The organism is Lederbergia sp. B243.17, from assembly GCF_057657925.1.
On sequence record NZ_JBWBKF010000034.1, the window covers coordinates 40,801 to 53,865 of the forward strand.

A 13,065-nucleotide genomic window follows, 5' to 3' on the forward strand; every position below is an offset into this window, starting at 1 on the left:
GATCTGAATGAATTCACTGCAGGAAACGAACTCCATATCCAGCATTCAGCACGATGGTTCCATTTGGATCGCAACAGCTCCGGGGAGGCAGTCGACCAGGTGGAAAAATGAGGAGCTGCTCTGGTCTGACTTCCTCCTCAAAATCTCCGAGACCGTGAAGACCAAGGAGACCGCCGCCGAGTACCGCAAGTTCTCCAAAGCCCAGCAGGCAGAAATCAAAGACGTCGGGGGCTTTGTCGGCGGTCGGCTCAAAGGGGGCAGACGGAAGGCGGACCAGGTGCAGGTGCGGACTATCCTGACGCTTGACATCGATTATGGAGATGCGGATGTCATCGACACGATCGACATGCTGTTCGGCAGCTCCTATGCGCTGTATTCGACCCATAAGCACACACCAGAGAAGCCGCGCGTCCGGCTTGTGGCTCCCCTCAAGCGCCCAGTCACATCAGAGGAGTATGTGGCAGTCGGGAAAAAGGTGGCGGAGACCATCGGCATCGATTACTTCGACGACACGACCTACGAGCCGCACCGGCTCATGTACTGGCCGTCGACAAGTGCCGATGCTGAATACTTCTTCGACTATTCGGATGCGCCTTGGCTGGATCCGGACGATGTGCTTGCCAAGTACACCGACTGGCGGAATCCGATGGAATGGCCGACTTCCTCGCGCCAGCAGGAGGAGCGTCGAAAGCTCGCTGAGAAGCAGGGTCATCCGCACGAGAAGAAAGGCCTTGTCGGGGCGTTTTGCCGAGCGTACAGCATTTCAGAAGCGATTGAGCTGTTTCTCCCCGACGTATACGAGCGATTCAATGATGAAGGCACCCGATGGACGTATGCTGAGGGGTCAACCGCCGGCGGCTTGATCGTCTATGATGACGACCTGTTCGCCTTCTCCCATCACGGGACGGATCCTGTCGGCAGTCAGCTGGTCAATAGCTTCGATCTTGTCAGAATCCACCTGTTCGGGGAGAAGGATGCTGACACAAGACAGGGGACACCGATCAACAAGCTGCCGTCGTTCGTCGAAATGACCGAATTTGCTCAGAACGATGAGCGCGTGAAGCAGACACTTGCAGAGGAACGGATCAGCGCGATCGATGACGACTTCGACATTATTGAAGGTGATGCGGATCCGGAGTCGAAGGAGGATCGCCGCAAATGGATGGCGGAACTCACCTTCACCAAGCAGGGAGAGCTCGAGACGACCGTTCCGAATATGGTGCTCATCATCGAGAACGCTCCTGGTCTGAAAAACCGAATCGCCTTCAACGAATTTACCCGCCGGCTGATGGTTCTGGGTCCCGTGCCGTGGCGTCCGGACGGTGAGCCGGCAAACTGGACGGATTCGGACGATTCCGGGCTCCGGACGTATCTAGAAACGCGCTGGAATATCTACCACAGGGGCAAGACGGAAGATGCTGTGAAGGCTGTCAGCGAGAAGCACCGGTTCCATCCTGTGCGAGAGTATCTGGATCCTCTGGAGTGGGACGGAGTGCCGCGGCTTGAAACCCTGTTTATTGATTACTTGGGTGCCGAGGATTCAGAACTGAACCGGGCTGTTACCCGGAAAGCCTTCACGGCAGGCGTTGCCCGCATCTATCAGCCTGGCTGCAAATTCGACTATATGGTGACGCTGTACGGATCCCAGGGCATCGGAAAATCGATGCTGCTCGACCGGATGGGCCGCAGTTGGTTCAGCGATTCAGTACCAGGGGTGTCCGGCCGGGAGGCATTCGAATCCTTGCAGGGTGCCTGGATCATTGAGATGGGTGAGCTGTCCGCGACGAGAAAGGCGGATGTTGAATCCATCAAGCACTTTATCTCAAAGCGCGAGGATCGTTTCCGGGTGGCGTATGGTCGTCATACCGAGGAATTTCCAAGACAGTGCGTGTTCTTCGGCACGACGAATGATGCGAACTTCATCAAAGATAAGACAGGCGGCCGCCGATTTTGGCCTATCACGGTCAGCGCGGATAGACGAAAAAAGAGATGGTCTGAGCTGACTGATGCTGAAATCGACCAGATCTGGGCGGAAGCCAAGCATTACTACAAAGAAGGCGAGAAGCTGTATCTGGACGATCGTTTGGAAGCTCTCATGCGGGAAGCTCAGGCGGCGCATATGGAGGAATCGCCATGGTTTGGCATGGTGCAGGAATACCTTGAAAGAAAGCTGCCGGAGAACTGGGAAGACTTGACGCCGGCAGAGAGACGGACGTGGCTGAACAGCGATGAGTTCGACAGTTTGGACACGGAGGAGGGCAGCATCTTGCGTGAAAGGGTCTGTGCCTTGGAGGTGTGGGTCGAGTGCCTGGGCAACGACATGAAACGTTTTCCCGCGATGGAGCGACGGGAGATCAATGATATTCTTCGGAACATGCCTGGCTGGAAACCGAACGATATGAATGCAAAGGGTACCCTAAGGTTCGGAAAACACTACGGTGTTCAACGTGCGTATATACGAGAAAACGACCTGATTTAGGTGTGGGCGTAATGCTTTTTAGCGTGGGCGTAACGCGGAAACGTGGGCGTATGTAAAAATTTACCGTGTGGGCGTTGTGGGCAGAGTTTTTGTTACGCCCACACCTTACGCCCACACCTATAACCTTAGAGCCGCAAGAGGTTCGTTCCAAGTGTGGGCGTTGTAAACCCTTTATTTAAGTAAAATAATAAATATAATATAGGAGGTATATAGGGGTATATATATACCTAATACGCCTAATATACAATACACGTAAGAGTTAGGGTCAATTACGCCCACACTGCCCACGCTTCAACTTTCGGGAAGGAGTGGAAACGGTGCTTGAAAAAGAAGTCGAAAAATACTTGAAAACGAACATTGAACGGATTGGCGGCAAATGCCTGAAATTCGTTTCTCCCGGAAATTCCGGAGTGCCGGACCGTCTAGTCTTGCTGGATGGCGGGGGGCATTTCTTTGTCGAAGTGAAAAGACCGGGAGAGAAGCCTAGGAAGTTGCAAGAGAAAGTGAGCCGAGACTTTTGGAAGCTCGGCCACCCGGTCTTGGTGGTCGACAGCAAAGAGAGCGTGGATCGACTGATGAAAGAATGGGCGGGTGAAGAAGATGACTGAGTTTGTTCCGCATCCTTACCAAGAGTATGCGATCGGGAAAATATTGGAGAATCCATCTTACGGTCTCTTCTTGGACATGGGACTCGGCAAGACGGTTTCGACACTGACGGCCGTTGAGCAGCTGATCTATGACCGGCTTGAAGTCAACAAGGTGTTGGTGATCGCGCCGAAACGGGTGGCAGAGGACACATGGAGCCGGGAGGTCTACAAGTGGGAGCATACGCGGCATCTCCGCATCTCAAAGGTGCTGGGCCCGGAAAAGAAGAGGCGGCAGGCGCTTTTGCAGGATGCCGACATCTATGTCATCAACCGGGAAAATGTGGAGTGGCTTGTTGACTACTTTGCAAAGGAGCCGTGGCCGTTCGACATGTTGGTCGTGGACGAGCTGTCGAGTTTCAAGGCACCCGGCTCGAAACGGTTCAAAGCGTTACGGAAGGTACGGCCAGCCTTTAAACGTTTCGTAGGATTGACAGGCACGCCGGCACCGAACGGGCTCCTGGATCTGTGGAGTCAGATCTACTTGATTGATTCAGGGGAAAGGCTAGGGAAGACAATCACAGGATTCCGGACCCGATACTTCTATCCGGCGGACTACAATCCGCAAAGCAAGATCGTTTATCGGTATGCACCCAAGCCGGAAGCAGAGGAGAACATCTACGGCCTTATCGATGATATCTGCGTGTCGATGAAGGCGAAAGATCACTTGCAGCTGCCAGACCGGATTGACAATACGCTGCTTGTTGAAATGGACCAGAAGGAGCGAGCGCTTTACGACGAGCTGAAAAAGGAGTACATACTGGAATTTTCGGACGGCGATATCGTGGCATCAACTGCGGCCGTCCTCTCCCAGAAACTCCTGCAGCTTTCGAACGGAGCGAGTTACGATGAGCACCAGGGCGTCAAGCAAATCCATAACCGCAAACTAGATGCGCTGGCTGAGATTGTGGAGGAGGCGCAAGGGCAGCCGGTTCTGGTGTTCTACTCTTTTCAGCACGACCGTGACCGGATCCGGAAGAAATTCAAGGATGCCGCGCTGATCGATGACGAGGATGCCATTGCCAGGTGGAACGCGGGAGAGATTCCTATTCTGCTAGCGCACCCAGCATCAGCAGGTCATGGACTCAACTTACAGGACGGCGGCCACATCATCGCATGGTTCGGCCTGACCTGGTCTCTGGAACTTTATCAGCAGGCGAACGCACGCCTTCACCGGCAAGGACAAGAAGAGACTGTCATCGTCCATCACATACTGACAAACGACACCATCGACCAACGAGTCCTAGAAGTGCTGCAGGGGAAAGAGAAGGGCCAGGACGCTTTGCTGGACGCCATTAAGGGCATGTTGGAGGAAGAGGGGGATATAGCATGGGAGAACTGAAAGAAGAGTATGTCGCGGTCATCGCTCGAACAGCCATGGAGTTTTTGGAGAAAGAGAAAGAAAAGCAGGAGAAGAAGAAGCATGATCGCCGTCTACGCAATGTTAAGCTGCTTCTTCGAAATTACCGGGCGCTGGCCAAACATTGTCAGGACATCAAACTTGAAATCAACGAGCTTGACGAAAGATTGGAACTGGACGATCTTGATACCGACGAATTCAAACTGGAATCGATAAAACGGAGTAAGGAAAAAACATTGGCAATGGTCCGTTTTGTAAATAAAATGCTGAAGGTTTACCAGTTGATGTGTGAGCAGTCGAATAGACCGGATGAAACACGAAGATATGAAACCATTCACCTGATGTACATTTCCGAAGACAAAAAGACCGCGGAAGAGATTAGTGCATTGCAGTGTGTGGCAGTGAGAACCGTTTTCGGAGACATTGAAAAAGCGTGCAAAGACTTGTCAGTACTGGTTTTCGGCATCGATGGCGTTAAATTCTTCAACTGATTGCCGTTGCATAAAGTGTTCATTGTTTATGCAGTTCCTTATTGCTAGTATTGTAGTATGCAATAATTAACGCGAGTCTTATGTTTCTCTCAAGAAACCGTCTGGGATTGTCCGGGCGGTTTTGTCAGTTAATGTCGAACGAATGAGATAGGCATTTAGACCTCTCTTTGTCAAAATTAGACAAAGGGAGGCGAAATACACATGAGCAAAAATAGCATAACAATAGAATCAGAGTCCAATACAAGTTCGCAAGTAGCTTTGGAAAGACTTAAAGACAGAATTTTATCAACGCGAAAGTCAAGGATCGAAGCATCAAAAAGATTAAGAACGAGGCACCATTATTTTGAGAAGATCACCCATTTCTACTCCTTGATATTACTAGTCCTCTCAATATGGTTTCTTGGTAAGGATGGGCCTGAAGAGGCTAATGCTACAAAAGTTCTGTTGATTTTATCACTTTCTCTCACTTATTTTACGATGTTTTTAAACTTAAAAAATTATAAAGAGAGAGCAGGGAATTTCGAAACGAATTATCAAGAACTTGATGTTTTGATAAACAAGATTGATCGTTATGAAGCCGGAGATGAGATTGTTACGCAAGGTAAGTTCAAAGAGTTCCAACGGGAATACGAGAAACTTATCATCGGAAAAGAGAATCATCTGAACATCGACTTTTTCGTTTCAACAAAAGATAATAGGTCTACATTCAAAGATGACATCAAGTGGTTTCAAATGAAAGAAAGGTTAGTAAATATCTGTGTTGCATTTTACCCATTGCTTATAGTTGTCATAATTTTGTTAGCAGACTATCTCTTAGACTACCTCAGATAAATTGATTGTCACTTAATGTCGAACGAACTCTGTAGGCTTTTAGTCCTCCTTGTCGAAGTGAGTAGACAAGGAGGAGAGGTCATTGAAAAATTACGCAAGTAAGTATGCAGTGATCATCACTTGGAAATCAGGCAGAGTCGATGTAATGAGGACAGATACTGATGTGCGGTTGTTGAATCCAGTTCCGATCAATGGTGGGATGTTTTTGGTCACAGAAGAAAGCCAGATCATTAATGCTGATATGGTAAGAAGCTTGGAAGTCATCGCTGATTCGCAGGGGAAAAGGCCATGAGACCAAAACTAGAAATAATGTTTGATGACGTGTCCTTTGGCGTTGGAGCTCTCGATTGGGATACCGGGATAATGATTACACACCGAAGTGAGGCAGTGGAGTTCCTGTTCCTTGAATACCCTGGCAAGTGCACTGTGTATCACAACCTTTATGACGAGGGAGAACCGCCGTTCAGAAATATTTTGGTGACCGGAGAAGGCGAGACAAAAGAGATTGCAGAAGCAAATGCTGTACGAAAACTAGAACAAGAGGCGTATGGGAATATGCATTAAGTAGCAATCAAAAGGAGGTGCTTTGATGCAAGCTACTTGCGATAGCTGTAAGGGTGTCTTCGATGTTAAGTACCGAGAGAAACAGCATCCGAAAGGAATCAAGGAAACATATTTCAAGTGCAAACATTGTGGCCGGAAATACTTTTGCTTTGCGACTGATCAAGCAACACGGAAGCTGCAGAAGGAGAAGAAGCAATTGGAACTCAAACTCAGAAGCAAACCAGAAGACGCAGCCGCGATCATTCAGCAGGCGGATGCGCTGCAGGTTGAAGTGAACAAAAGAATGGCAGCGTTGAAGGCACAATTGATTTAGATAGATGTCAGCAAAACAATAAAATAAAAACGTGTGAAAGGCATCCAGCTGATGGGTGCCTTTTCTTGTTTGGAGTGAATAACGTGAAGGTTGTGGTAAGCAAGGAGCATTGCAAAGGTTGTGTATGGCTATTGGCAGAAGGCGTCTGTCCTTTCGTTCGATGTGTACACCGGAACGGCTTCAAGGTGGTGAGGAGCAATCCAAAGACATTACGACAAATATAAGCGCGACAAAGAAGCGAAACGTTTCTACGACTCGGCAGCATGGAGGAAGTGCAGGCTTCTTGTTTTGCAGAGAGATTTGTATTTGTGCCAGGAATGCAAGAGGGAAGGCAGGCTCACACCAGCTGATGCGGTCCATCACATCGTCGAGCTTCGGAGCGACTGGAGCAAGGCGCTTGATATGGACAATCTGGAGAGCATATGCAACGCCTGTCATAACAAAGAGCATGCAGGCAGAGGAAATGAAGAGAAGGGTAAGCGCAAACGACGGGTTCGGGTGATAAAAGCATAGCCCCCCATTGGTAGAATTGTCAGACAATTCACCGCCCGACCGAGCGCCCCCTTCGTTTACACCGCGGATAAATTTTCATGAAAGGGGGGTAACCCAAAAATGGCAGTACCTACGGCAAAAATGTTGAGAGAATACCTAGGGGAAAGCTACAAGGAATCGGACGAAGAGTTGATCAAGCTGTACGTGGAGACTCACCAGTTTTATCGTCGCTTGAGCCGCGAGATCAAGAAAATGGATTTGATGTTTGAACACACAAACAAATCCAAAGCGACCAACCTTGTCAAGAATCCCCTTACAATCGAGTTGACCAAGACCGTCCAGACGCTGAACAATCTCTTGAAGTCGCTCGGACTCACGCCTGCCCAAAGAAAGAAAGTGGTGAGTGGAGACGATGTCGAATTCGACGATTTCTAATGGCGTTGAGCAGGTAAAAAAGAGTATCAGCTTCATCTCCTGGCGGAACAAGGAAATTAAGAAAGGCAATATCCTCGAATCGCCATCCGAGAAGCTGCTTACAACCTGGTATGCCCAGCAGGCAGTTAAAGGGCAAATCAAGGTCAGCAAGAAAAACAAGATGGCGGCACAACGCCACCTGAACGACTTGAAGCGGCAGGGAACGGAAGACTTCCCATGGATCTTCGTCGAAGAGAAGGGGCATCGGCCGATTCGCTTCATCGAGAAGTTCTGCAAACCGTCAAAAGGCGATTTCGACCAGCTGACCGCCCAGCCATGGCAGCATTTTATCATCGGTTCCCTGTACGGATGGGTTCATAAAGATACAGGCATAAGGCGCTTCCGTGAGGGCCTTATTTTTGTTGGCCGGAAAAACGGAAAATCGACACTGGTCAGTGGATTGACGCTTTATTCCTTTAGCAAGGATGGAGAGAACGGCGCAGACGTTTATCTGCTCGCCAATACCCGAAAACAGGCAGGCATCATTTTCGATGAAGCGAAAGCGATGGTCAAAAAGTCGCCAAAGCTGAGAAAACAGTTCAGGCCAACACGGGATGCCATCTTCTTCGATAAGAGCATCTCAAAAATCGAGCCGAGAGCGTCCGACAGTGAAAATCTTGATGGTTTGAACACGCATCTTGGCATTTTTGACGAGATTCATGAGTTCAAGGACTACAAACTGATCAACGTCATCAAGAAATCGCGCGGAGCCCGTAAGCAGCCATTGATCCTTTACATCACGACTGCCGGTTATCAGCTGGACGGACCGTTGGTGAACTATTACGAGCAGTCTATGGATGTTCTGGAAAACGTCATCGAGGACGAGCGTACTTTTTACTTTATCGCGGAATTGGACAGCGAAGATGAGTTTGAACAGCCGTATGAGTGGATCAAAGCCAATCCGAACATGGGCGTTTCGCTTGATTTGGACATCCTGATTGAGGATTGGGCGAAAGACAAACGGACGCCGGAGGAACGCTCGGATTTCATCACCAAGCAGTTCAACTTCTTCGTCAAAGCGGACGCCCAGGCATTTCTCGATTACAGCACGATCAAGCGGAATGACAAGATAATTGATATCGAGTCCCTGCATGGCGCAAATTGTGTCGGTGGCTATGATCTTTCCGACTCTGAAGACTTCTCGAGCGCCTGCTTGGAGTTTCCGTTGGACACAGGCGATGTCTTCGTCCTTTCCCATTCGTGGATTCCGGAGAAGAAGGTCAATGAGGCCAGCGAGAACATTCCGTATCGTGAGTGGGAGGAAGAGGGCCTTCTGACTATCGTGCCCGGAGAATATGTGAACAAAGAGATGCTGGAGGACTGGTTTGTAGCGCAATCAGAACTATACACCATCGAAAAGATCACATACGACCCGGCAAAAGCATACCGTCTGAACAAGTCCCTGGAAGCCCGCGGCTTTGAAACGCAAGTCGTCCGGCAGGGTGCTTTGACGCTAGGGCCGGCAGTTGACGACGCGAAGGAGCTGTTCATTGATGGCAAAGTGATCTTCAACCAGAACAGGCTTTTCCGCTGGTATGTCAACAACGTGAAGATGAAGCCGGACAGTAACCGGAACAATCTTCCGCAAAAGCAGGGTCGCTACAGAAAAATCGATGGCTTTGCCGCATTCATCAACGCACATACCGAGGTGATGCAGCATCTTGTCGAGCCTGCGGGTGACGGCAATATCGAATTTGTCTCGGTCAGCGACATGCTCAACTGAAGGGTGGTGAGATATTGAAATGGTTTGACAAAGTTAGAGGAGCCGTGCGCGGGGCAGCAGCAGGATGGAAAGGCAGAGGCTTTGACCTGTCCTCATGGTTCGGCCGGAAGTTCTGGGGCATCGATAACGGGCAGCTGGCGACAAACGAAACAATATTCAGTGTGGTCAGTCGTCTGGCGAATACGCTGTCTTCACTACCGTTAAAATTGCACCGAAATCACGACATGGTTATGAACGACGCGGCGGATGTGTTGATCAACACCCCGAACGCAAACATGACGAGCTTCGACCTGATCAACAAAATCGAAGTGGCAAGAAATGAAAGCGGGAACGGCTATGCCGTCATCTCCCGTGACATAAGGATGCAGCCGGAATCCATCGTGCCGATCGACTCGGCATACGTAGAGCCCTTCATCAACACGGATGACAGCGAACTCTGGTATGAGGTGCGCGGGAACGACCACACCTACTATTTCCACAATATGAACATGATTCATGTGAAGCACATTACAGGGGCGACCCGGTGGAAAGGCATAAGCCCGATCAAGGTGCTGGAGAATACGCTCAAATACGACAAGGCAGTACAGGAGTTTTCGCTCTCGGAAATGCAGAAAAAGGACAGCTTTATCCTGGAATACGGCGCAAATGTCGACAAGGATAAGAGGCAGCGGATTATCGACGATTTCAGACGATTTTACCAGGAGAACGGTGGGATCCTGTTCAAAGAGCCCGGAGTGAACATCGATGACATTGAAAGAAAATACTTCGCTTCAGACACGTTGGCATCAGAGCGGATCACACGCTCCCGGGTGGCCAACGTTTTTAATGTTCCGGTAACGTTCCTGAATGACACCGAGGGGCAGAGTTACTCATCCAACGAGCAGATGATGATCCAGTTTGTGCAGATGGCCCTCACACCGATCGTCCGGCAGTATGAGCAGGAATTCAACAAAAAGCTGCTCAACGCAGAGGAGAGGAAGCAGGGGTATTACTTCAAATTCAACCTGGGCGGCCTCTTGCGTGGAGACACAGCAGCCAGGACGCAGTTTTACCATAACGCCTTGCGGGACGGTTTCATGAGCCGGGATGAGGTCAGGGGGCTTGAGGACTTGCCGCCAAGAGGCGGACAGGCTGCCGAACTTTGGATTTCGGGGGACATGTACCCACTGGAGATGGACCCGACGCTAAGGCGGAAAACAACCAAAGGAGGTGATGGAACAAGTGGGAAAGAAGGCGAATAAGAAATTTTGGAATATGAAAATGTCTGCCAACAGTAACAAGTCGGCGGATATTTTTATTTACGGCGAAATCACTAAATATGCTTGGGAAGAGTACGGCGAAGTGTCCTCTATCAGCTTCAAACAAGAACTGGATGAGCTGGGCGACGTAGATCAAATCAATTTGTACATCAACAGCCCAGGAGGCAGTGTTTTTGAAGCGATGGCCATCATGGCCATGCTACAGCGTCACCCTGCGGAAATCACTTCGCACATAGACGGCCTGGCTGCTTCATGTGCATCAGTATTGCCGATGATTTCAAAACAAATCATCATGCCGGCCAATGCATTGATGATGATTCACCATGCCTGGACCTTTGCTATGGGGAATGCGACCGAATTACGTAAGGCAGCAGATGACATTGAGCGGATCAGCCAGTCGATGTGCCAATATTATCTGGATCGCGCAGGCGATAAGTTAACCGAAGAGCAACTGAATGAAATGCTCAAAGAGGACACCTGGCTAACTGCCCAGCAATGTCTGGACTACGGACTGGTGGATGTGGTCACTGAAACGAATCAGGCAGTCGCTTATGCGTTTGATGAAGAGTGGGCCAAGCGATACACAAATGTGCCGAAACAGTTACAATCCCTACCGTCACCGGTTATATCTGCCGAGGAAATGGCAGAAAGAAAGAAAATCGCCGAGGAATCGGCAGCGAATTCAGCTTTTTACAACACCATTATTGGAGGAATGATTCAATGAAAACACTTATGAAAGCAAAGCCGAAACAACTGAAACTGGATATCCAATTCTTCGGACGGAAGACACTTTTCGAAATGAAACAGAACCTGGCCACAATCGGTCAGCAGCTGCAGAAGACTGAGGACGAACTCTCACAAAAAGCCATTGATACTACAGCCACCATGCAAGACATTCAGGCGCTGCAGAAGTCCCGAGATGACCTGAAAATGCGCTTCGACGTTATCAAAGAGCAGCACGACCAAATGGAGGCCGAGCAGAAGGCAAAGTTTCAAAATCAGGACAGCCTGCAAAACATCACGGATCCGAAGCAGCAGAAGATTAAGGCGAAAGCTGAACTGATCAGAGCAACAATTCGTCAGCAACCGGTATCAGCTGAAGTCCGACAGGCGCTCGGCGACCGAAATAATACTGGCGGGGAAAAACTCCTCCCGACTACGATGTCAAACGAGTTGTTGATGGAGCCGCAGGTAAAGAACCCGTTACGCGGACTTTCAACCTTCACAAACTTGATGAACTTGGAAGTGCCTAAGCTTAACTTCCAACTGGACGATGACGATTTTATCAAAGATACAGAGACGGCTAAGGAGATGGAGGTTACCGGGGATGTAGTCAAGTTCGGGCGCCATAAGTTTAAAGTTTTTGCTCCTGTTTCTGAAACTGTTCTTCGTGGTACAGATGTGAATCTTGTGCAAGGAGTTGAGAATGCTCTCGAATCAGGACTAGCTGCTAAGGAGAAAAAGGTTGCTTTTACTAAGTCTGCAAAGGCCGGCGAAGAGCATATGTCCTTCTATCAAACTGGTGCAACTGCAATCAAAATCGTAGAAGGAGAAAACCTGTACGAAGCTGTTGTAAATGCACTTGCCGACCTGCATGAGGATTATCGGGAAAATGCATCCGTTGTAATGAGATTTACTGATTTTACTAAGGTTGTGAAGTTCCTCAGCAATGGGAATTCTTCCTTCTTTTCTGCTCCACCCGAAGCGGTCTGGGGTAAGAAAGTAGAATTTGTGGATGCTGCATCTGAACCAATTGTCGGAGATTTCACGTACTCGCACTTCAACTATGACCTTGACGTTTTGTATGAGCGTGACAAAAACGTGCGCACAGGCATCGAGGACTTCGTCCTGACAGCGTATATCGATCACCAGATTAAGCTTAAATCTGCCTTCCGTATTGCCAAAGTTGCAGGCGCTATTCCGGAAGTATAAGAGAGGAGCATGTAGATGCTCGACATCGTAAAAAGCTATCTGAAAGTTGACGGGGGAGAGAGCGACAGCGTTCTCTCTTTGCTCGTTTCCAACGCTGAGGAGTATCTGCTTAATTCTGGCGTGCTTCCGTTGCCGCAGAACAAGCAGTACCAAACAGCGGTCTGCGTTCACGTCTTGCTTCATTTCGAGAATTTCAGCAAGGATCTGAATGTAAAATCACTGGAACAATCATTGCAGACCATCGTGCTGCAACTCAAATCTTATGGAGGTGGGTTGAGTGAAGAAATATAAAGTTAAACAATCTTTTACCGACAAGGAGACCAAGCGCCGATACGATCCAGGCAAGCCGGGGGCCAAAGGGGCGGAATACGAATCCGATGACGCCAAGCGGGTCAAATTTCTCCAGGATGGCGGATTTCTTGGCGAAGAAATCAAGGAAAAGAAAAAGGAAGATGACGCTGAGAAAAAGAAGGCCGCCGACAAGGAAAAAGGTAAGAAGTAAA

Annotated in this window: 16 protein-coding genes; all 16 read left to right on the plus strand. The window is 49.2% G+C overall.

Going from position 1 to position 13,065, the window contains the following annotated elements:
• Positions 1-7 precede the first annotated feature (7 nt).
• The 16 genes from AC0TWI_RS05190 to AC0TWI_RS05265 all read left to right on the plus strand — a co-directional run bounded on the left by AC0TWI_RS05190 (position 8) and on the right by AC0TWI_RS05265 (position 13,064).
• Positions 8-2,479, plus strand: coding sequence for a virulence-associated E family protein (locus tag AC0TWI_RS05190; RefSeq protein WP_488125268.1), 2,472 nt, complete (start codon positions 8-10; stop codon positions 2,477-2,479).
• Positions 2,480-2,796: 317 nt separating this feature from the next.
• Complete coding sequence (locus AC0TWI_RS05195) at positions 2,797-3,087, plus strand: PDDEXK family nuclease (protein WP_488125269.1); 291 nt, start codon at positions 2,797-2,799, stop codon at positions 3,085-3,087.
• Entirely contained in the window at positions 3,080-4,465 is a 1,386-nt protein-coding gene (locus AC0TWI_RS05200) for an SNF2-related protein (RefSeq protein ID WP_488125270.1), read from the plus strand. The genes AC0TWI_RS05195 and AC0TWI_RS05200 overlap by 8 nt, the downstream gene beginning before the upstream one ends.
• Positions 4,453-4,974 carry a hypothetical protein gene (locus AC0TWI_RS05205; protein WP_488125271.1) on the plus strand — a complete coding sequence of 174 codons (522 nt, stop codon included), beginning with the start codon at positions 4,453-4,455 and terminating at the stop codon, positions 4,972-4,974. The genes AC0TWI_RS05200 and AC0TWI_RS05205 overlap by 13 nt, the downstream gene beginning before the upstream one ends.
• A 201-nt stretch (positions 4,975-5,175) precedes the next feature.
• Complete coding sequence (locus tag AC0TWI_RS05210; protein ID WP_488125272.1) at positions 5,176-5,805, plus strand: SLATT domain-containing protein; 630 nt, start codon at positions 5,176-5,178, stop codon at positions 5,803-5,805.
• An 82-nt stretch (positions 5,806-5,887) separates the two neighbouring features.
• Positions 5,888-6,097, plus strand: coding sequence for a hypothetical protein (locus AC0TWI_RS05215; protein WP_488125273.1), 210 nt, complete (start codon positions 5,888-5,890; stop codon positions 6,095-6,097).
• A complete protein-coding gene (locus AC0TWI_RS05220; RefSeq protein WP_488125274.1) occupies positions 6,094-6,369 on the plus strand; it encodes a hypothetical protein in 276 nt (91 codons plus the stop codon). The genes AC0TWI_RS05215 and AC0TWI_RS05220 overlap by 4 nt, the downstream gene beginning before the upstream one ends.
• A gap of 25 nt (positions 6,370-6,394) precedes the next feature.
• Complete coding sequence (locus AC0TWI_RS05225) at positions 6,395-6,682, plus strand: hypothetical protein (RefSeq protein WP_488125275.1); 288 nt, start codon at positions 6,395-6,397, stop codon at positions 6,680-6,682.
• Between the two features lie 288 nt (positions 6,683-6,970).
• Complete coding sequence (locus AC0TWI_RS05230) at positions 6,971-7,195, plus strand: HNH endonuclease signature motif containing protein (protein ID WP_488125276.1); 225 nt, start codon at positions 6,971-6,973, stop codon at positions 7,193-7,195.
• A 99-nt stretch (positions 7,196-7,294) separates the two neighbouring features.
• Positions 7,295-7,609, plus strand: a complete 315-nt coding sequence (locus AC0TWI_RS05235; protein ID WP_488125277.1) for a P27 family phage terminase small subunit — start codon at positions 7,295-7,297, stop codon at positions 7,607-7,609.
• On the plus strand, positions 7,587-9,371 hold the full coding sequence (locus tag AC0TWI_RS05240; protein ID WP_488125278.1) for a terminase large subunit: 1,785 nt from the start codon (positions 7,587-7,589) through the stop codon (positions 9,369-9,371). Before AC0TWI_RS05235 ends, AC0TWI_RS05240 begins: the two co-directional genes overlap by 23 nt.
• Positions 9,372-9,385: 14 nt before the next feature.
• Positions 9,386-10,612: a phage portal protein gene (locus AC0TWI_RS05245; protein ID WP_488125279.1), complete on the plus strand. Its 1,227-nt coding sequence runs from the start codon at positions 9,386-9,388 to the stop codon at positions 10,610-10,612.
• Complete coding sequence (locus AC0TWI_RS05250; RefSeq protein WP_488125424.1) at positions 10,593-11,354, plus strand: head maturation protease, ClpP-related; 762 nt, start codon at positions 10,593-10,595, stop codon at positions 11,352-11,354. Before AC0TWI_RS05245 ends, AC0TWI_RS05250 begins: the two co-directional genes overlap by 20 nt.
• 8 nt (positions 11,355-11,362) lie before the next feature.
• Entirely contained in the window at positions 11,363-12,562 is a 1,200-nt protein-coding gene (locus AC0TWI_RS05255) for a phage major capsid protein (RefSeq protein ID WP_488125425.1), read from the plus strand.
• Positions 12,563-12,577: 15 nt separating this feature from the next.
• Positions 12,578-12,853: a head-tail connector protein gene (locus AC0TWI_RS05260; RefSeq protein ID WP_488125280.1), complete on the plus strand. Its 276-nt coding sequence runs from the start codon at positions 12,578-12,580 to the stop codon at positions 12,851-12,853.
• Entirely contained in the window at positions 12,840-13,064 is a 225-nt protein-coding gene (locus tag AC0TWI_RS05265; RefSeq protein ID WP_488125281.1) for a hypothetical protein, read from the plus strand. The genes AC0TWI_RS05260 and AC0TWI_RS05265 overlap by 14 nt, the downstream gene beginning before the upstream one ends.
• Position 13,065 lies beyond the last annotated feature (1 nt).